Annotated in this window: 15 protein-coding genes; 4 read left to right on the top strand and 11 right to left on the bottom strand. The window is 50.1% G+C overall.

From position 1 onward, the window contains the following. Nucleotides 1-42: 42 nt before the first annotated feature. From DESTI_RS10040 to DESTI_RS10070, 6 genes are all read right to left on the bottom strand, one after another. A complete protein-coding gene (locus DESTI_RS10040; protein ID WP_014809854.1) occupies nucleotides 43-585 on the bottom strand; it encodes a helix-turn-helix domain-containing protein in 543 nt (180 codons plus the stop codon). A 625-nt stretch (nucleotides 586-1210) separates the two neighbouring features. Then, a complete protein-coding gene (gene mdcA / locus DESTI_RS10045; protein WP_014809856.1) occupies nucleotides 1211-2905 on the bottom strand; it encodes a malonate decarboxylase subunit alpha in 1695 nt (564 codons plus the stop codon). A gap of 530 nt (nucleotides 2906-3435) precedes the next feature. Continuing rightward, a complete protein-coding gene (locus DESTI_RS10055; protein WP_014809857.1) occupies nucleotides 3436-5679 on the bottom strand; it encodes a xanthine dehydrogenase family protein molybdopterin-binding subunit in 2244 nt (747 codons plus the stop codon). Further along, entirely contained in the window at nucleotides 5676-6134 is a 459-nt protein-coding gene (locus tag DESTI_RS10060; RefSeq protein WP_014809858.1) for a (2Fe-2S)-binding protein, read from the bottom strand. Before DESTI_RS10060 ends, DESTI_RS10055 begins: the two co-directional genes overlap by 4 nt. A 402-nt stretch (nucleotides 6135-6536) precedes the next feature. Then, nucleotides 6537-6764, bottom strand: coding sequence for an addiction module protein (locus tag DESTI_RS10065; RefSeq protein ID WP_014809859.1), 228 nt, complete (start codon nucleotides 6762-6764; stop codon nucleotides 6537-6539). 150 nt (nucleotides 6765-6914) lie between these two features. Then, a complete protein-coding gene (locus DESTI_RS10070) occupies nucleotides 6915-7232 on the bottom strand; it encodes a HigA family addiction module antitoxin (protein WP_014809860.1) in 318 nt (105 codons plus the stop codon). Between the two features lie 146 nt (nucleotides 7233-7378). On the opposite strand from DESTI_RS10070, the gene DESTI_RS10075 reads away from it, so the two are divergent. Both DESTI_RS10075 and DESTI_RS10080 read left to right on the top strand, forming a co-directional pair. Then, the gene (locus tag DESTI_RS10075) at nucleotides 7379-7663 is read left to right on the top strand and encodes a hypothetical protein (protein WP_014809861.1); all 285 of its coding nucleotides are present in this window, start codon (nucleotides 7379-7381) and stop codon (nucleotides 7661-7663) included. Nucleotides 7664-7768: 105 nt separating this feature from the next. Then, nucleotides 7769-8422 carry an O-methyltransferase gene (locus DESTI_RS10080; protein WP_014809862.1) on the top strand — a complete coding sequence of 218 codons (654 nt, stop codon included), beginning with the start codon at nucleotides 7769-7771 and terminating at the stop codon, nucleotides 8420-8422. A gap of 117 nt (nucleotides 8423-8539) precedes the next feature. Here DESTI_RS10080 and DESTI_RS28700 read toward each other — a convergent pair whose 3' ends face one another. Both DESTI_RS28700 and DESTI_RS10090 read right to left on the bottom strand, forming a co-directional pair. Beyond that, nucleotides 8540-10456, bottom strand: coding sequence for a sigma 54-interacting transcriptional regulator (locus tag DESTI_RS28700; protein WP_014809863.1), 1917 nt, complete (start codon nucleotides 10454-10456; stop codon nucleotides 8540-8542). A gap of 19 nt (nucleotides 10457-10475) precedes the next feature. Then, on the bottom strand, nucleotides 10476-13460 hold the full coding sequence (locus DESTI_RS10090; RefSeq protein ID WP_014809864.1) for a chemotaxis protein CheB: 2985 nt from the start codon (nucleotides 13458-13460) through the stop codon (nucleotides 10476-10478). A 645-nt stretch (nucleotides 13461-14105) separates the two neighbouring features. Here DESTI_RS10090 and DESTI_RS10095 point away from each other — a divergent pair. Both DESTI_RS10095 and DESTI_RS10100 read left to right on the top strand, forming a co-directional pair. Further along, entirely contained in the window at nucleotides 14106-14879 is a 774-nt protein-coding gene (locus DESTI_RS10095; protein ID WP_014809865.1) for a hypothetical protein, read from the top strand. A 9-nt stretch (nucleotides 14880-14888) separates the two neighbouring features. Further along, nucleotides 14889-15311 carry a low affinity iron permease family protein gene (locus DESTI_RS10100; RefSeq protein ID WP_014809866.1) on the top strand — a complete coding sequence of 141 codons (423 nt, stop codon included), beginning with the start codon at nucleotides 14889-14891 and terminating at the stop codon, nucleotides 15309-15311. A 9-nt stretch (nucleotides 15312-15320) separates the two neighbouring features. Here the strand turns inward: DESTI_RS10100 and DESTI_RS10105 are convergent, their stop codons facing one another. The 3 genes from DESTI_RS10105 to DESTI_RS10120 form a co-directional block, all read right to left on the bottom strand. After that, nucleotides 15321-16088: a glucose 1-dehydrogenase gene (locus DESTI_RS10105; RefSeq protein ID WP_014809867.1), complete on the bottom strand. Its 768-nt coding sequence runs from the start codon at nucleotides 16086-16088 to the stop codon at nucleotides 15321-15323. 413 nt (nucleotides 16089-16501) lie between these two features. Continuing rightward, the gene (locus DESTI_RS10115) at nucleotides 16502-16960 is read right to left on the bottom strand and encodes a response regulator (protein WP_014809868.1); all 459 of its coding nucleotides are present in this window, start codon (nucleotides 16958-16960) and stop codon (nucleotides 16502-16504) included. A gap of 309 nt (nucleotides 16961-17269) precedes the next feature. Next, nucleotides 17270-18409, bottom strand: a complete 1140-nt coding sequence (locus DESTI_RS10120) for an EstA family serine hydrolase (protein WP_014809869.1) — start codon at nucleotides 18407-18409, stop codon at nucleotides 17270-17272. Nucleotides 18410-18487: the final 78 nt, after the last annotated feature.

Genomic DNA, 18487 nt, shown 5'->3' on the forward strand with positions numbered 1-18487 from the left:
TGTTCGGTTATCCCAATGGATGCCCGGCTAATCGTCCTGACATTACCAACTGGGAGGATGGTTTACCCACACAACCTGAGCTTCCTGATCGCCAGCGTTTCGGAATCTGTGATTCCTGGTGGAGTGAAAGTAAAAACAGTCACCTTCGCGCAACTGATACGTTGTATTATCAACAGTCAGTTCCAGACTGCCCTTAATAACCAGGCCGAATTCTTCTCCAGGGTGCGAATAATCGCCTTCAGAGCCACCGCCGGGTGCGACGATTGCTAATCTGGCATCCATTTTCTTATCAGGAGCTTGTAAGACGAGTATTTCGATGAGCATTTTCGAGCCCGGAAATGCGACTCGAGCACGTTTTTCCTTACGAACGATTATATCGCCGTCAGCAGATTCACCGAAGAGGTCAACTATAGTTTTTCCGAGAGCATCAACGATTTTTTTGAGGCGGGATACGGAGGGGTCTAATCTATCGTTTTCCACCATAGACAGATATGAGGCAGTACAACCAATACGATCCGCAAGCTGTTTTAAGGACAGTCCTTGCGATTTACGCAATGATCTGATTTTGGTTCCGAGGGATTCCATAGGCCACGAGAGGTTCAGTATTTTAGTACGAGATTAATCCAGAGTTCACTCATAAGTCAAGCACAATCTTGCATGGTTTAAAACCATGTTTTGGCACTCCTGCTATAAAATTTACGTAAGAAAGAAGACGATTTACTGAAATTGGGCTCTGATTTTTCAGTTTGCTGAAGTACAACAATATTCTATCCACAGATTCACTTGCAGGTACTTCTCGAGGGGCGGATACGAGACGGGGGCACCGGGGCCGATCCGTCTCGTTCGTAAAGATTGAGAGGCCGCTTCGGGACTATAGAGATTGCCAAAGAAATTCTGTCGTTTGCCCCATGCTCCAATACAAATACTAGTGGGCACCGGCGTCCCTGCCAGTGCATTATGGCGATATCATTGATCATGCAGAAAATGTGCCGGCACGGAGGCACGGCACCCACCAATATTCCTAATCTTCAATCGGACACTCATTTTGGTAACTGCTACAACTATGGACTTTACGGTCAAGATGATCTGTAGATCCATGAGCACTGACCTCTCTTCGCAGGTCAGTGGAGTAAGCATCTTGAATGCAAGATAATATAATTACCGGCATCTCCTTCAGGCACTGGCTTCGCTTCAGGCTATTGCATGGCGGTCATTCTTTTTGCGGTTTCCTGAATTGCTCCGGCACCTTGTATCTGCCACCGGACCATTCGACGAGTTCATCCATTGTCTGGGCCACGAGCAACGATCTGTTCGCATCACGCGGATCGATCTCCAGATCTTCGCATGTTTGAACGATCTTCCTTTGTCTCAGGTCTGCCGTTTCAGCCGGATCGGCTTGTTTGCCAAGGTCGGTGTCTCCCGCAATTGCCTTGATGGCAGCTTCCCGTTCCTGAAGACTTGCGCATTTGTGGAGGTGTGCCAGCCCGACTTCCGTGACGATCTGGGTGACCGCATCGCCGTAAATCATCACTGGAGGCACTTTCAATCCTGCCTGTTTCATCAAATCCCATGCATCGAGCTTATCCACAAGGCACTGGATACCCTGGGGACCGCGGGTTTCAACCATTTGAACCACGAGCTTACGGCCTCTCGGCATATCCCCGATGAGACTCGGCATCATAGCGCTTTCCTTACCGATTTTAACCCAGGCCTCGCTGGAATGCCGCCGCCCGCCAGCGTCGCACCCCATATTCGGAGCCCCACCGAACCCGGCTATCCGGTTCACTACGGCGGTCGAGCTGTTTCCGTATCGATCGATCTGCAGGGTTGCTCCGACAAAAGCATCTACTGCATAATGTCCCGCTGCCTGGGAAAACGCTCTGTTGGATCTGAGATTGCCGTCAGGTCCAACAAAGAAGATATCCGGTCGAGCGGCAACATACTCTTCCATTCCGACTTCGGAACCAAAGCAATGGACAGAATCGACGAATCCCAACTCTATGGCCGGAATCAGAGTGGGATGCGGATTGAGAGTCCAATGGGTGCAGATTTTGCCCCTTAAGCCAAGCTGCTGGGCATAAGTCGGAAGAAGTAGTTCGATAGCTGCCGTGGCATATCCGATTCCATGGTTCAAGGAACGAACACCGTACTCTCTGTAAATTCCTTTGATTACCATCATCCCTATGAGAACGTTCACGTCGCGAATTCTTGACGGATCTCTGGTGAAGAGCGGTTCTATGTAACAGGGTTTACCTGTCGGAATGATGAAATCTATCCAGTCGCCGGGAATGTCCACGCGAGGAAGTTTGTCGACTATGCTTTCCACTTCAGCGATCACGATGCCCTGCTTGAAATGAGTCGCCTCGACAATCGCCGGAGTATCCTCAGTATTGGGCCCCGTGTAGAGATTGCCGTCTTGGTCTGCCCGTGCGGCGACAACCAGCGCCACCCGAGGAGTGAGATCCACGAAGTATCGTGAAAAGAGTTCAAGATATGTATGGATTTCACCTACTTGCATCTTTGATTCTTGAAGAAGTCGAGACACCTGCGTTGACTGGGGACCTGAAAACGAAAAATCGACCTTCTCTGCAATCCCTCGCTCGAAAATTTCACAGTGAGAAGGCCTCGATATTACCGACTGAACCATGTGCAGCTTGTTAACCTTGGACTTGTCCACCCGACACAGGCAATCTGCCAGAAAGTCCGCCTGCTTCTGATTGTTACCCTCGATGGCGACCCGATCTCCCGGCTGTATTATAGCTTCGAGAAGGGTGACAGCGTTGTCGGAATCCACAATTTTCGTACTGCCGTTCTTCGTGAGCGGTTTACCTCTTTCAACACGTTTCTTGTATTCCTGTCTCCCTGATTCCCAGTCTTTCCGCCCTGCCGTTACCGGTATGCTCATTGATATTCCTCCGAGACAAAATCGAAGAGTACCTGACGTTTTTCATATGCGGATTGCCAGCTCTCGCTTACGTATCCGACAATGTTATCGATTCCACTCAGTTCGGGAATCAGGGGAGTCCCAAAACGGTGAACATAAATCAGCACACTATGGCGCCAACCGGTGAAATTTTCATCATATCCGTCAAAATACGATTGTGAAAGGCGGGACAATCGCTGAATAATACCGATTCGCTTTTCTTTTCGTAATCTGGGAGGCTGGAGGTATCCTTCGCTCCGAACGACGCAAAGCCGTCTAATACCAATGTGCTTTCAGAGAGAGAATATTGAGACACCTGTTATTTGCCGGTCCCGGCAAATCTCCTCCGCTACGAACGGCACCGCCTGACTTCGCTTCGGAGACATACCGGGACCGGATTTGCCAGATGTTACCCATTTGAACGCACATTGGTATAATCACTCCGCTCAGGACACCCCAGCCTTCGCGATCTTATGTGCATAACTGAGAAATGGTATAAGGAGTTTCCAAATTCAAAGCTTCTGAATATCTTGGCTCGTAATAGGCAATTTGCGTACGCGCTTGCCGGTTGCCGCAAATACTGCATTGGCAATTGCAGGAGCAATCGGCGGCACACCCACTTCTCCGATTCCCGTCGGAGCAGCAGTGCTGGGGACGATGTGAACCTCCACTTTTGGCATTTCACCTAATTTCAGCAGGGGGAAGTCGTCAAAATTACTCTGTTCCGCTCGTCCTTTTGCTATGGTGATTGAGCTCTTTAGCGTCGCAGTCAATCCGAAGGCTATTGCGCCGGAGATCTGCACCTCCACATTCCTGGGGTTAATCACGGTTCCGCAATGTACTGCACAGATCACACGATGTACTTTCACCTGCCCACTTTTATCCACGGACACCTCTGCCACCATGGCCGCTGGTGTATCGTGAAAATCATGGACGGAAATTCCTCGATATACTCCCGCTGGAGGTTTCTTCTCCCACTCTGCCTTTTCGGCTGCCAATTTGAGCGCATCCCGTCGTTTCGGGGAATTCCTGAGGAGATGCAGGCGAAGTTCGAATGGATCTTTCCCGCCCGCAACAGCGATTTCATCGATAAACGATTCAACGGCGAAAGCGTGTCGCGAATTTGCCACTGACCTCCACGCCCCGGTGGGTACGCCTGGATCGTCTTCGATATATTCCACGCTAACATGTTCGAATGCGTATCCCATCTCGATTGCTCCGCTGCAGGCGGATTTGGCGCTCATAGCATACTTGACGACGGGAATTGCTGCGCTGGAGACGGCATTCTTCATGAACCGGGGCAGCCATCGGGGCATAATTGCCGGGGCCAGGATCTCAATCGTATTATTCATCCAGGCCGGACTCACAGACCGATGGTGAAAGGCTACAGGCATGCCCGTCGAGTCCAGTCCGGCCCTGAGAACATGATATGACGCAGGACGGAAATGGTCGTGCCATATATCTTCCTCCCTTGTCCAGATGACCTTTACAGGTGCTTTCACCGCTTTCGACAATTCCACGGCTTCTACGACAAAATCCACATCGCCTCGCCTCCCGAAGCCTCCGCCGAGAAACGTGGTGTGCACCCTCACGCGATCCAGATCCAATCCTGTTATCGCTGCGGCCACTTCCTGGGCGCCCCCTTGATTTTGAACCGGCACCCAGATATCGCATCCATCTTCGCGAACGGAAGCAGTGCAGTTCATCGGTTCAGGGCACCCATGCGCCTGGAAAGGAAGCTCGTAAACAGCCTCAATGGTTTTCGCTGTGCTCTTCATTGCCGCGTCCACATTGCCTTCACTCAGCATATTTTTGCCGCTCTGTTTCGCCAGCTCCACCCAACGAGCTCTGATTGACTCCGAATCCAGATTCGCGTTCTGCCCCAAATCCCATTCGACGTGCACCGCTTCAGACGCTTTCTTTGCCTGCCAGAAGCGCTCGGCTACCACTGCAATTCCTGTGGAGACGGGCAGAATATGGCGAACTCCGGGCATGGTTTTCGCCCTGGCAGGATCGAAGGATTTCAAACGTGCTCCGTAGACCGGCGGGTGCAGAATCGTGGCGATAAGGAGATCTTTCTGCCGAACATCGATTCCGAATACGGCTCTACCTTCGACTTTTTCCAATGTGTCCAGTCGTGGCATGCTCTTGCCGATAATCTTGAAATCATAATGCTCTTTGAGCGGAACGTTCTTCGGGATGGGCATAGTGGCTGCTTTCTCTACCAGATCGCCATACGGAATCGAGCGGCCGCTTGCTTGATGATTCACCTTGCCATTCTCTGCTCGACATTCCCGAGGAGGCACACCCCAGGTTGAAGCTGCTGCAGAAATCAGTAACTCACGAGTTGCGGCACCGGCTTTCCGGAGCTCGTCCCAACTCGTGCGAACGCTTGTGCTTCCGCCGGTTGCTTGTACGCCAAATGCAGGGTTTACGTACACCGGGTCCATAGAAGCCATTTCAGTGCGGATCTTGGACCAATCCGCTTCCAATTCTTCTGCAACGATCATCGCGAGAGCCGAAAATATACCCTGGCCCATTTCGGAGTGATTAACCACCACGGTGACAGTTCCGCTCTTATCAATCCGAATCCAGGGATTTGGGATCAGTTCGCCCGCTGTTTTCGTTGTGGAAGCGGCACCTGAAGAAGCGGCTGCATATCGCGGGGACGAGCATCCCACAACAAGACCTATGCCTGCGATAAAGCTGACCTGTAGGAACTCTCTTCTTTCCATATCCAAGGGGGTGGGGCTCATGTGCGAGTTCTCCTTGCCGCTTGATGAATGGCTCGTCTGATTTCGTTGTAGGTTCCGCATCGGCACAAGACTTGGGACATGGCAGCATCTATATCCGAATCTGACGGCTGGGGATTGGAAGCGAGCAACTCTGCGGCTTTCATGATTTGACCTGGTTGGCAGTACCCGCATTGAGGCACATCGCCTTCGACCCATGCCTCGCGCAGGGCAGTGGCGATGGAGCCGGCAAGTCCTTCAATGGTGGTGATCTCTTTTTCTGTAACCTCGGATACAGGTGTTACGCACGATCTGGTTGCCTCGCCGTTCACGTGAACCATGCAGGCTCCGCATTCGCCGATCCCGCACGAATATTTGGTCCCCTGCAATCCCAGTTCTTCCCTGAGCACCCACAGCAACGGGGTGTCAGGGTCCACGTCTACCTGAAACGTCTGTGCGTTCACCTTCAGTTCAATCATATTGGGCTCCTGTTTTGCAGAAACGCATCGTCTTTAATGTCAATGGAAATTTCTCGATTCCAGTTCAGCTTTCGTAGAAGTGTCATCGATAGAACCTGCTTTTGTGTCGTGTTAATTCAGTCTCTTATCAATTTTTCCCGTGTCCAGCTTGGATTCCGGCGGCAATCCAGAATTGCCATAACCAAGACCTGATTCTCGACGATTTTATAATACACAGCGAAAGGAAAGCGCTTACAGAGGAGCCGGTGATGTCCTAGAACAACACGGTGGACGCCTCCGAAATATGATAGCGAGTCAATATCAGAGTAAAGGGAATCGAGAAAATATGATCCAAGACCAGGAGAATGCTGCTCGTAAAAGTGGTACCCTTCTTCAAGACTTTCTCAGCGGCATCGAGGATCGTTACTCGCACGACACGTTCTTTCTTATTCTCTCTTTAGCTTTCTGCCAATCGGAAGCCTTTGCCTTTCCAGCGGCTAGAGCTTTTTCACGATCATCGAGCACGCGCTCATGCCAATCCGGTGATTCGATCATCTCGTCGTGTTTCGTTAAGTCGTCCCAAATAGCTTCCATAAGGTCAAGCTTTTGGGAAAGTGTGAGTTCTGATAAAGGTAAATCGATTCTCTCCATAGGATTTCCTTGTCCTGATCTGTCGAATCGTGCGTCGCCAGTTGCTCCCTGGATCCTGTGAGGATATCGTATCCCGTCCCAGGCTCAGCCTTTTCATAATATAACCCGATACCGATTCGTAATCGAGAGGTAAAAGGACGGAAATGTACATCAACTGACACTGGCAATTTCTGTGGCTCTGATATCAACTTCCTGAGCTATTCTTTCGGACAATCGATCTTCCGCAGTCTCGAGATCGTAATCGGCTTGAAGACCCATCCGAAACTGAGCAGAAGTGCCAAAATATCTTGCCAAACGCAAGGCGGTGTCTGCCGTTATGCCTCGTTTCCCGTGTACAATTTCATGTATTCGTCGCGGAGAAACCCTGAGCGCCCGGCCAAGCTCGTTTTGGCTGATCTTCATTGGGAGCATAAATTCCTCGAACAACACTTCCCCAGGGTGCAGCGGTGCCAATTTCTTCATTTTCATTTCTTACCTAATACAACGAACCTGATCCGATAATCAATATGGAGTTACAGGATTGAGGTATCGGGTTTTCCCAAAAGGGTTCATGGACAAAACAGCAGTGAGGAATTAATTTCAGTTCAAGAATTACGGGAAGGGAGATTACTACCATGAGCGTGAGTTGCTTTCCATCAGCTCAATGTGACAGTGTCCAGGACGCGAAAAAGCTCTTTGATATAGTCAGCATTTTATGTACGTTCTTTTTCGGCATTCCGTTGGCCATAGTATTGCTGAGAATAGCGACCAGTCTGAGCGATCCCTTGGGCCGGACAGTGTACCTGGAGAGGGGATTTCAGGGAGAGATTATCTATGCATTAATCCTGACTGCTTTGGCAGCTATTCCCATGGCATTGGCATACGTGAGATACAGATCGAGAGTGAAGCTTTTATCATAGCAATTCGATACGATTGCTTGAAGCTTGTGAAGTGACAGCTTCGCTATCGGAAAATAAGAGTTGAGTTTCAATTTCGAAAGAACTCGATCATTTTGGAGGTATGCTTTGACACAATTCACGATCTTTGTTCTTCTGTTCACGTGCCTCTTTACTTGCGTTCCTTTGCTCTTCGCACAGGAGAATAAGGCTGTAGCTTTGGATAAGAAAGTGAAAGCCTTCCTGAATAGCCATGCACGGGAGTGGCACGATTGGAACGTTCCTGAAGCGGACGCAAGGCTGCTTTACGATATTATCATCCAGAACAAGTATACGAAAGCGCTTGAGATCGGTACTTCAACGGGCTTCTCTTCGATCTGGATTGCTTGGGCGCTGAGTAAAACCGGCGGCAAATTGATCACCATAGAGGTTGACGAATCCAGATATAGAAAGGCAGTGGACAATTTCAGGAAAGCCGGACTATCTGAATATATCGATGCACGGCTCGCGAATGCCCATACGTTGGTCCCTGGGTTGCAGGGACCGTTCGACTTCGTCTTCTCCGACGCGGACAAGGAGTGGTACAAGAATTACTTCGATGCTGTAGCGCCGAAATTAATCGTCGGGGGCTGTTACACGACGCATAACGTTTCCGATCGCATGAACACCGGGTTCGGATTAGAGAGTTACGTTGAATATCTCAAGAACCTGAAAAATTTCGAAACTACTTTTGACGACAGAGGCGCAGGCGTGGCAATCAGCTATAAGAAGTCGGGAAAGTAGATAGTGAAGGGGAGCGCTCTGTAGCCTGAAGAGTAGCAAGCGGTCTATAATAGGGGGGTGTCTTATCCAATGGCTTTCAGCCGTGATCCAGATTTCGCAACAGCTCCTGGAGGACCATTATTCCTGCGTTTCCTCTTCATCGCAACCGAGAGTATTCATATAGTGTTTCAGGGAATAGCGGGAAATTCCCAGCAGTCTAGCTGCCTCTACTCTGCTGCCCTCTGACAGTCGCAGTGCTTCAATTACCATAAACCGTTTCAACTCCCGAGTCATCTCGTTGAGAGACTGGCTGTTCGGAAATGACACGGTGAAGGATACTCCTTGATTTCCGGGAAGCAGACCCCTGCCTTCAGTCAGTCCCAGATGGGAAGGATCGATCTCTTTTCCGGATGAGAGCATTACAGCCCGTTCAAGTACGTTTCGAAGTTCCCGTACATTTCCGGGCCATCTGTATTTCTTGAGCTCATCTATTGCAGAAGGACTAAGGATCGGCATTTTATGAATCTGCATTTCGGAGCGAATTGTATGGAGAATCTCCTGGACCAGAATCGGAATGTCGTCTCGTCGGTCTCGCAGCGGAGGCACCGGGATGGACACGACGTTGAGCCGGTAGAATAAGTCTTTTCTGAAATCTCCCTCCTCGACCGCCTTCTTCAAATCTCTATTGGTTGCTGCAATGAGTCTGGCACTGACAGGGATTTCCTTCTCTCCACCGACACGAGTGAATGTCTTTGTGTCCAAAAAAGTCAATAATTTTGCCTGCAGTCGGAGCGGCAGATCGCCAATCTCATTCAGCAGGAGAGTCCCACCCTCAGCCAATTCCAGGAGTCCTCGTTTTCGTCCTAGAGCACCGGTAAAGGCCCCTTTCTCATGACCGAAGAGTTCCGATTCTGCAAGCTCTGAGGCTATAGCCGCACAATTGACGGAGAAATACGGGCCGTTGGCCTGGTTTGAATGTTCGTGGATGTAATTGGCAAGATAGTCCTTGCCACTGCCGCTCTCGCCGATCAGTAGAATGGTAGAGACTCCCTTTGCTGCAACTTTCGCCTGGTTCAATGTGGCTTGCATAGCCTCGGAGACGTATTCTGCCTTCATCGGGGGGATGGGCACTTCTGCTCTTTTCCGATCAGTGATGTCGTGCAATATGGTCGAGATGCCTGTGACCTCGTTCAAAGTTCCCCGGAGTGGAGTCCTCGTGGCGAGAAACTTCATAGGTGCACTTCGAACAATGAGAGTGTCTTCGTCTTCTATTGCCTCTCCCTCCAAAACCCGCAGTTCTATGCCTCTGACACGGTCCGGCGCATCCTCCGGGAACAAATCTTCGTGCCTCTTTCCAATAATTTCGGAGGCTCGAACTCCAATAAGGTTCTCGAAAGCCGGGTTTACCTGAACATATCGTAATGACCGATCCTTCAAAAATATGCAGTCCTCGGCTCCTTCAAAGATTGACCTGAATCGTTGCTCACTCTGCTCAAGCGCCTGTTCCGATCTCTTTCGGTCTGTCAAATCCGTTGCAATTGTTCGGCAGTCAGTCACGTGCCCATCAGAGTCCCTGGCCGGAGCGCTTTCAAGCCTCACGAACTTATGCTCGCTGTTGATGTTCAGCCTGATCTCGCAGACTTGCCGATCCCCGTCGTCAAAGACTTGTCGTAAGTGTAGGAGGAACGTGCGAACATCATCGGGATGAACGAATTTCGAGAAAGGGGTGTTGACCAGGAAAGATCGTGGCCTATTGGACAGGAGTCGAGTGCCCGCTAAATTAACTTGTCGAATAAAGCTGCGCCGGTCAAACGTGAAATAGCCCGTCGGCGCAAATTCATAGAGTTCGGAATACTCGGCCTGCGCGGTTTCCAGTTCGCTTTGCATCTGACGCAGTTCCTCATTTTGTATATCCAACTCTATTTGGTGTACCCGCAATTCGTGGATCATCTTTTTCAAGTCGTCCGGAGAGAGATCAGATATGTCATGGACATCCTCACTGCGAGCTTCGAGAAATTTCTCTGCCCAGTTACGTAATTTCTCGGGTTCGTCCACGGCTTTCTCCTCACTTCCATCAGGGCCGGTCGGTGATGTCTTGGATGACTAGGAGAATAAGTCTTGGTTTGTCTCCGTCGGCATCAATCTGCTTTGCATCCAAGGACATTTTCCGCCTCCCTATGGATTCGAACTCATGCTCCACTTCGAATCCCTTGACTTCCTTATGTTCCGGAATGATTTTTTCGAGAAGCTGCCGCAAGTCGGGAATATCCCACTGCCGATTCCCCAGATCGTAGAGCCGTCTTCCAATGGTGTCTTCCTTGCGCACAGCAAACGCCTCGTAGAATTGGCCATTCGCCGAGGTCACGGTCAATCTCTCGTCCAAGACCAAGAAAATCTCACGTGCCATGTTCATGATACTCTCACAGAGCACGTTCTCCGCCATCTGCTGCTTTTGGAAGGTTATCTCCACAAACGTCAGAACTACCCCTTCAATGACGTTTTCCGTCGTTCTGTAGGGCTGCATACGCATCACGAACCAGCGACCGTCTTTCGTCTGAACTTCTCTCGTGCGTGGAATCAAGCTTTCGAGAACACGCCGAGAGTCCTCGACAATCCTGTCGTAATTAAGGTTTGAGACAATATGAGCCAACGGCCTACCTATATCGCTTTGAATCAGGTTGATCAACTCCGTGACTGCAGGGGTGAAACGCAAGACGTTCATATCTGTGTCAAGAAATATCGTTCCGACCTGCGTGCTGGCGAGCAGGTTATTCATATCATCATTGACCTTGGACAGTTCCTCTATCTTTTGCTGTAATTCTGAATTGACCGTAGCCAGTTCTTCATTCACGGACTGCTGTTCTTCCTTGGAAGTTTCCAGTTCCTCATTCGTACTCTGGAGCTCTTCATTGGCCGACTGCAATTCCTCATTCGTTGATTTCAACTCTTCGTTTGAGGTTTCCAGTTCTTCAATGGTGGTCTGCAGATACTCCTTAGCGGACGCCAATTCATGCTCGAGCTCGCGGTTTCTTGCCTGGACGTCGCTCTCATCCTGGGGCAGGGGCACATCTTCCGATTCCTTTGTTCCCTTCGCATACGTTGCTTCCTCGAATAGTATGAGAAGCAGGTGTCTGTTGGACGGAGCGAGCACGGGTCGAACAATGAGGTTGACTGCCTCAGAGCCCTGTTTACTTTTCAGTCGCAAGCCGGGGCGTACCACTGTCTTGTTCTCGGTCTGAGCTCTCCGTACAGCATTGGCGAGTTCGAACCTCAGTTCTTCACGGGCCATTTTGAGAAGGTTGAAACTCGCTTCTCCTGAGGCCGGCGACAAATATCGCGCTGTGGAACCGTAGAAATAAATGGCATCAAGTTTCTCGTCAGTCACAACACCTGCTGCATGGTAGGCCTCTAGCAACGCCTTTTCTGCAATGTCTCGGAAAGTGGCTTTCGTCAATCTCAATTCAGTTTTGATCTCGGGCAATTCCGAAGACTCGCGGAACTGAAGATTTGGCTGCAGGGCCGCCATGGTGGCCGTGTCCTTTCGCTGGTACAGTTTCCATTTGCGATCCGCCATGGTAAACAATGTCGAATAAGACCCGACTGACTCCGAGGCACCCAGAAAAAGGAATCCGTCGGATTTTAGGGCATAATGAAAGAGGTGAATCAACCGTTTCTGCAATTCGGTATTCATGTAGATGAGGAGATTTCTGCAGCTAATGAGGTCCAATTTCGAAAAAGGCGGGTCTGAAATGACGTTCTGGAAAGCGAACACGATCATTTCCCGAAGCTCTTTCTTGATACGGAATTGGTTCTCTTCCTTGATAAAGAATCGTTCGAGCCGTTTGGGGTTGACATCTGCTGCGATGCTCAACGGATAGACTCCAAGGCGAGCTTTTTCTATGGCTTCTTCGTCTATGTCCGTGGCAAATATCTGCAGGTGAAAGTCGATCTTTGCTTCTGCCGCATATTCTTGCACAAGCATTGCAATGGAATACGCTTCCTCGCCGGTTGAACACGCAGGCACCCATATTCGCATGTACTGGCTGTCCCCGTTCAGTATTTTGGGAAGGGCTTTCTTCTGTAATGCCTCGAATGCATCCGGCTCACGAAAGAAGTTCGTCACTCCGATGAGGAGTTCTTTGAAAAGCGTCTTCACCTCTAACGGATCGTCTTGAAGAAAACGCAAGTAATCCTGCTTCTTGAGGAGCTGGTGAACGGCCATACGTCTCTCGATGCGGCGGATGATCGTGTTTTTCTTGTAATGGGTGAAATCGTGATGAGTCCTTGCCCGAACCAGGATCAGGATCTTCTGGACAATGTTGCCGTCTTCACCCGTCGGCTCGACGTCTGCCGTAGGTATGGCACCGGGGGCATGCCGCACATATGCCAGCAAATGGTGCGGCATTTTGTCAGGCGATACGACATAGTCAACCAGTCCGGTGGCGACTGCGCTTCTGGGCATTCCATCGTACCTGGCCGTTCCGGGGTCCTGTACCATGACCATGCCGCCTTCACCCTTGATGGCTCGTATGCCCAGGGTTCCCTCGCTTCCGGTTCCGGACAGCACAATGGCGATGGCTTGCTCTTTGAGGTCTTCCGCCAAGGATCGGAAGAAGAAGTCTATGGGCTGACGCAAACCTCTCGGGGAAGAGGGGTCCATGAGGTAAAGCGTGCCGTTCAAGATGGCCATGTCTTTGTTCGGCGGGATGACGTAGACATAGTTGGCTTCGATCACCGTGCCATCTGTGACTTCCCTGACCTCCATCCGGGTATACTTCTTGATCAGGTCGGTGAGAATGCTCTTATGGGTGGGGTCAAGATGTTGGACAAGCACAAATGACAAGCCTGTATCGGGAGGGAGATTGGTGAAGAAATGTTCGAAAGCTTCCAGGCCACCGGCTGACGCACCGATACCGACAACTCGGAGCGTTTGCCTGTCTCTTTGTCTCGATTGTGATTCAATAAGGACCTTCTGGTTTGCAGGTTTGATTCCCTCTGAAGTCCCCTGCAATTTGTGCTTCTGACCCTCTTTCCCATCTGCGCTTTTCTTCTTAGCCATGAACTATTCCCCGCACGACGGTGGGATGCAAAATTAATACCAAGAGCTCACTTCCTGTCATGTTGTAAGGTTATTATGTTCACAACCGTGTGGCAAGGGAATAGTGGAATTGCAGAACCGATTCTCTCTCAGGTTTATCTATGATTTTTCCCGAGCATGCGTACTGTTTGTATTACTCTTCATCACCGGCTCAGGAAAAACCTCATGATGTTGGACTCCTGGAGGGACGGCTGATACGCAAATTCCTGGTAATGAAGAGACTGCTGCAAGATTATTTTGAGCAACAAAATCGTGCCACGATTCTCCATCCGTGTAGGGGCAGACCAACGTGTCTGCCCTTATTTGGGCGGACGCTCTGGTCCGCCCCTACAGTCAGGCCGGAAAGCTAATGAGAAGATCGTGCCACGATCTGGGGTGAATTTCGACTATTGAGACAGCTTCTGAATTACCAGGCTATTTTCTTTAGTCTCTGCGGGACAGAACTTTCGGCAGAAGTATAATTGTCTGTATCCAAAGATCGAGTTCAAGTGTCCAAGATTAACGAGCAGAGGCTATTCCATTTAGCTGGAAGCCTGTGGGACGGAGTTGTACAGCAATTAACAGGAATGCAAATCATATAAAAACTACTTATTCGGGATATAGAAAATGGCAAAAAAAGGTTCAGCAAAAAGAGTCGAGATCCTGGAAAAAGGAAATATCTATTTTCTCTATCGTCCCAGGGTCGAGAAGAAGAAAGCCACAGGTCCTTCGGCCGTTCAACGACTGTACATGGTCTTGAGTCCCGAAGGGAAAAAGGCAGCCCGACTCACCGTGATCGGCCAGAAAGAAATGCCAGACCCTGAATCAAAAGGTCAGCGCTATTGGGGTTTTGTGGAGATGATTGCGAAGCACCCCGAGTCGATTCGTGATGAACTCGGAGGGAAACACTATTCCACAAAAACAAGAGTCGAACGACATATGTCACCGGCCAGACCCGCCGGGGAAGGGGTATATGAGATTTTGCGACATGGAGACCATACTCATCTCGTGTACGCTCTGGAATTGCCGGAAAGTCCTGGAGATGTTCAGGAGGATTTCAACATCGAGGAGGAGGCGAGTTATATCATTGCCGTGAAGAATCCTGAACGCAGCTCTCCACCGAAAACAGGTTTGCCCAAGAAGGAAAAAGCCGACTACCCGAAAAAGCTCCAGGAACAGTTTCAAGACAAAGCGTTTACAAATGCCGATCCAACGGAGCTGTTGGACAGGGAAGGGGTCGAATTCGTCCTGATCTCTGCAGCAGAGGACATAAAAAAGGAGCTTGGTATCCAACTCAAAACCGAGCACGAATCCGAATCGTCAGCGGACATATTTAGAGAATTGAGATTGGACAAGTCGAATCGTCCGGTGGAGCCTTTATTTCACGGAGAATGGGTCTGAGATCTTGGGATGAACGAAAAGAAGAGTGAACGTTTTAATGAGCTCTTCCGGAAATTTGCTCACAAGTGTTCGGATATTGCGGGCTCTCCGTGGATTTTCTCCGCGGCCGTCACAATCATCCTCCTCTGGGGGATAACCGGTCCCTTCTTCGGATTCTCGGATACATGGCAGCTCATCATCAATACGAGCACCACAATTATTATCTTCTTAATGGTGTTCTTGATTCAGAATACTCAAAACCGGGAATCGAAAGCGGTTCAACTCAAGCTTGATGAATTGATCAAATCCATGAAAGAAGCACGTAACAGTTTTATCGATCTGGAAGAGCTATCCGACGAGGAACTGGAGTCTCTTCAGAAACAGTTCAAGCGACTGCAGCAACGTGACAGCTCCGACAGAGGGGCAAGCAAGGAAGATGCCGAAAGAGAATGAAACTCAGTGCTACTCCACATAGATCATCTTCTTAGTCATTCCTCCATCCACAATGAAGTTCTGACCGGTAACAAATCCTGCTTCGTCGGAAATCAGGAAAGCGGCCAGGGTAGCGATGTCTTCCGGTTTTCCTACGCGGCCTGCTGGATGCTGAGCATGATCCTGTTCGGTAAAATGCGGCTTTTTGGCAAATCGGCTCTTTTTCCACTCGCTCACATCGATCCAACCCGGGCTGATGCAATTGACACGGATATCCGGTCCCAGGCTCATGGCCAAAGCATGGGTAAAAGCCAAAACCCCTCCCTTCGTGGCAGAATACGCTTCAGTATTTGGTTCCGATTGGAGTGCTCTGGTGGAAGCAATGTTGACTATGGCGCCTCTGGCACGCCGCAGGTGCAAGACACTATGCTTGACGCAGAGAAACATTCCGGTCAGGTTGATCCCAATCACTCTGTTCCAATCCTCCAATCGAAGCTCATGTACAGGCGCATTACCCGGATGGGCAATGCCTGCATTATTCACGAGCGCATCCAGTCTGCCGAAATGTTCAATGGTCTGATGAACTGCACTTTCAACCGAAGCTTCATTGCTCACGTCCGTTTCGCAAAACCGGACCGGCCCAAGATGCTTGAAGCTCTCTTCAGCCTCTCCTCCTGCTTCAACGTCAATTTCGGCTATCACAACAGCCATTCCATGGCCAAGCAAGTGCCTCACGATACACTTGCCTATACCTTGGCCGCCGCCGGTTACGAGAGCAACTCTTCGATCATGTGTCATTTACCGGTCCTCTTGCTCCCATTTTTCGGGACTGTGTTCCGAAAATATGCGCTAAAATTCATCGAGATTGAAGGATAATGTTCATCTCTCATACCGATTCGCTTTTCTTTTCATATACCGATTCTCAAAAGTAATCACGGATTGTGAAGAGCAGTTCCCAGCAATTGGTAGCGCCGGTCTCCGTGCCGGCGAACAATTCACCAAACAAATCAATAAGTTCTCGCCGGCAGGGACGCCGGCGCTACTGATTCTTCTCATTGCAGGCATTGGATTCCGTCAAGACTTTCGATAACCGCTATAATCTGAGAGGCTGGGGTATCCTTCGCTCCGGACGACGCAAAGCCGTCTGATCACTCCGCTCAGGACACCCCAGCCTTCGCTATCTTATATGCATAACTGCGAAATGGTCTCAGTCAAGTACCGCTATCGGGTGGTAGCTTGGCAACTTCAGTCCAGAATTTTTCAATTGACTGTACCGCGGCTGTGAATTGATCCACATCAACGGGTTTGGTGATAAAACAGTTCGCTTGGAGAAAGTAGGCTTCACAAATATCGCGCGGTTCGTCCGAAGTGGTCAAGACAATAACCGGAATATGTAAAGTGAACGGATTCCCCTTAATTTCTTCCAGGACTTCCGTGCCGCTCATGCCTGGCAAGTTCAAGTCTAAGAGAACGAGATCGGGGCATGGAATATCCGTATCTCGCTGTATACATTTTTGGTGCAAAAAATGTACGGCATCGGCCCCATTTTCGACCACATGCAGCCGTAGGTTGATCTTGCTGTCTTCTAGTGCTCTTTTGGTGAGAAAAATATCAAAAGGGTTGTCTTCAACCAACAGAATATTTAATTTCCGACCTCTTTCTGAAATCATGACACCCTCCAAGTGAATACAAATCCACCTTTGTACAATTCTTGTCGAATCCACACTGAGCCAATTCTCAGCATTCATCCTTCCAATAATCAGTCTAATCACTCACAATAAATTCTCAAATGCATCGAAAAGGCTGATTCATAGTCGCGAAGCGTTCACTTCATCGGGACGAGTGCGATTCCTGCTTGACGTTTTCAAATCCGTCTCAGCTAGTCGTGAAAGCGATGAACTTGAGCCTGTTCAAGACCCCTTCCTATCGGTCACGGCTGCTTCTCGATCCAGCCGGGTGGTTGTGGGGTTACTATGACGTCACTTCGATTGCATCGCAGTCATAACGGCGTTTCTCAATCCAATCATGCGCACGTCGCCGCCAGGATTCGCTTCGAGTTTGTTCATTACATACGAAAAACACAGCCTGGAGTCCGGGTCCATCTCAAGCCAGGACCCGCCGAAGCCACCCCAGTAGAACGAACGTGGACTTAAGCATGGAAGCGCTTCGTTGACCAAACCGAAACCCAATCCGTATCGCACGGGCGCACCGAGCACAACGTCCGTGCCATTGTACTGTTCTTCGATTGCGTGATCGATTGTCGCCTGAGAAAGCAACCGCAGACCGTCCAACTGGCCTCCGCAAGCCAGAAGTGAGCCAACTCGAGCTGCGGAGCGAGCGTTCCCGTGTCCGTTGCTGGAAGGGATTTCCGCAGCTCTCCAGGCTCTGTCGGAATACCCCGGGATGATCGGCGGATTAAAGAGCGTTCTCGCTGCAAATGATTCCGGGTCGAAAACCGGTGGCTCCATCGGCGGCGGCGGGATGAGTTCTGCAACGCGAGCGTCGTGCTCCCTGCGTAAACCAATGTGGAAATCAGCTCCCAGCGGAACCGAGACCTCGTCACGGAAAAACGAACCCAGGGTCTTTCCGGAAATGCGTCGGACCAGTTCTCCGACGAGATACCCGAACGTCACCATATGGTAACCACTTTGAGTTCCGGGTTGCCACCACGGCTCTTGACGTGCCAGGATTTCTGTAATTCTGCCCCAATCATAGAGTGCTTCCATTGGAAGGGGCTCGTTGATGCCTGCTAGTCCCGCGCTATGGCTGAGCAGCCAACGGACTATTATTTCGCTCTTTCCCCCTTGCGCAAATTCCGGCCAATAGTCAGCCACCGCCGAATCCAGATCAAGTTGACCGCGATCGACCAGCATGAGCGCACACAGGGTTGTCATCACTTTTGTGGTTGAATATACATTCGTGATCGTATTCCGTTCCCACGGCATTGTTTGCGCTGCATCCGCGTGCCCTGCCCAAAGATCGACTACGTATTCCGAATCGAGCGTGACCGCAAACGACGCTCCCACTTCTAAACCGGACTCGAAGTTCCCGGCAAATGCGTCCTTCACTGCCAGGAAGCGTTGATCGCAATAACCATGAATTTCAGTTGATTCTTTCACAACGTCCTCCAAAAATTGCAGTATGTCGTCAAGACAACTCGATGACAATAGGCTTTACATACTTTGTCTTGCTATAGA

The organism is Desulfomonile tiedjei DSM 6799 (assembly GCF_000266945.1).
Lineage (GTDB): Bacteria > Desulfobacterota > Desulfomonilia > Desulfomonilales > Desulfomonilaceae > Desulfomonile > Desulfomonile tiedjei.

Excerpts from the sequence above, each read along its gene's own strand:
- DESTI_RS10040 (WP_014809854.1), bottom strand. The coding sequence starts at position 585 with ATGGAATCCCTCGGAACCAAAATCAGATCATTGCGTAAATCGCAAGGA.
- mdcA (WP_014809856.1), bottom strand. The coding sequence starts at position 2,905 with ATGAGCATACCGGTAACGGCAGGGCGGAAAGACTGGGAATCAGGGAGA.
- DESTI_RS10055 (WP_014809857.1), bottom strand. The coding sequence starts at position 5,679 with ATGAGCCCCACCCCCTTGGATATGGAAAGAAGAGAGTTCCTACAGGTC.
- DESTI_RS10060 (WP_014809858.1), bottom strand. The coding sequence starts at position 6,134 with ATGATTGAACTGAAGGTGAACGCACAGACGTTTCAGGTAGACGTGGAC.
- DESTI_RS10065 (WP_014809859.1), bottom strand. The coding sequence starts at position 6,764 with ATGGAGAGAATCGATTTACCTTTATCAGAACTCACACTTTCCCAAAAG.
- DESTI_RS10070 (WP_014809860.1), bottom strand. The coding sequence starts at position 7,232 with ATGAAAATGAAGAAATTGGCACCGCTGCACCCTGGGGAAGTGTTGTTC.
- DESTI_RS10075 (WP_014809861.1), top strand. The coding sequence starts at position 7,379 with ATGAGCGTGAGTTGCTTTCCATCAGCTCAATGTGACAGTGTCCAGGAC.
- DESTI_RS10090 (WP_014809864.1), bottom strand. The coding sequence starts at position 13,460 with ATGGCTAAGAAGAAAAGCGCAGATGGGAAAGAGGGTCAGAAGCACAAA.
- DESTI_RS10095 (WP_014809865.1), top strand. The coding sequence starts at position 14,106 with ATGGCAAAAAAAGGTTCAGCAAAAAGAGTCGAGATCCTGGAAAAAGGA.
- DESTI_RS10100 (WP_014809866.1), top strand. The coding sequence starts at position 14,889 with ATGAACGAAAAGAAGAGTGAACGTTTTAATGAGCTCTTCCGGAAATTT.
- DESTI_RS10105 (WP_014809867.1), bottom strand. The coding sequence starts at position 16,088 with ATGACACATGATCGAAGAGTTGCTCTCGTAACCGGCGGCGGCCAAGGT.
- DESTI_RS10115 (WP_014809868.1), bottom strand. The coding sequence starts at position 16,960 with ATGATTTCAGAAAGAGGTCGGAAATTAAATATTCTGTTGGTTGAAGAC.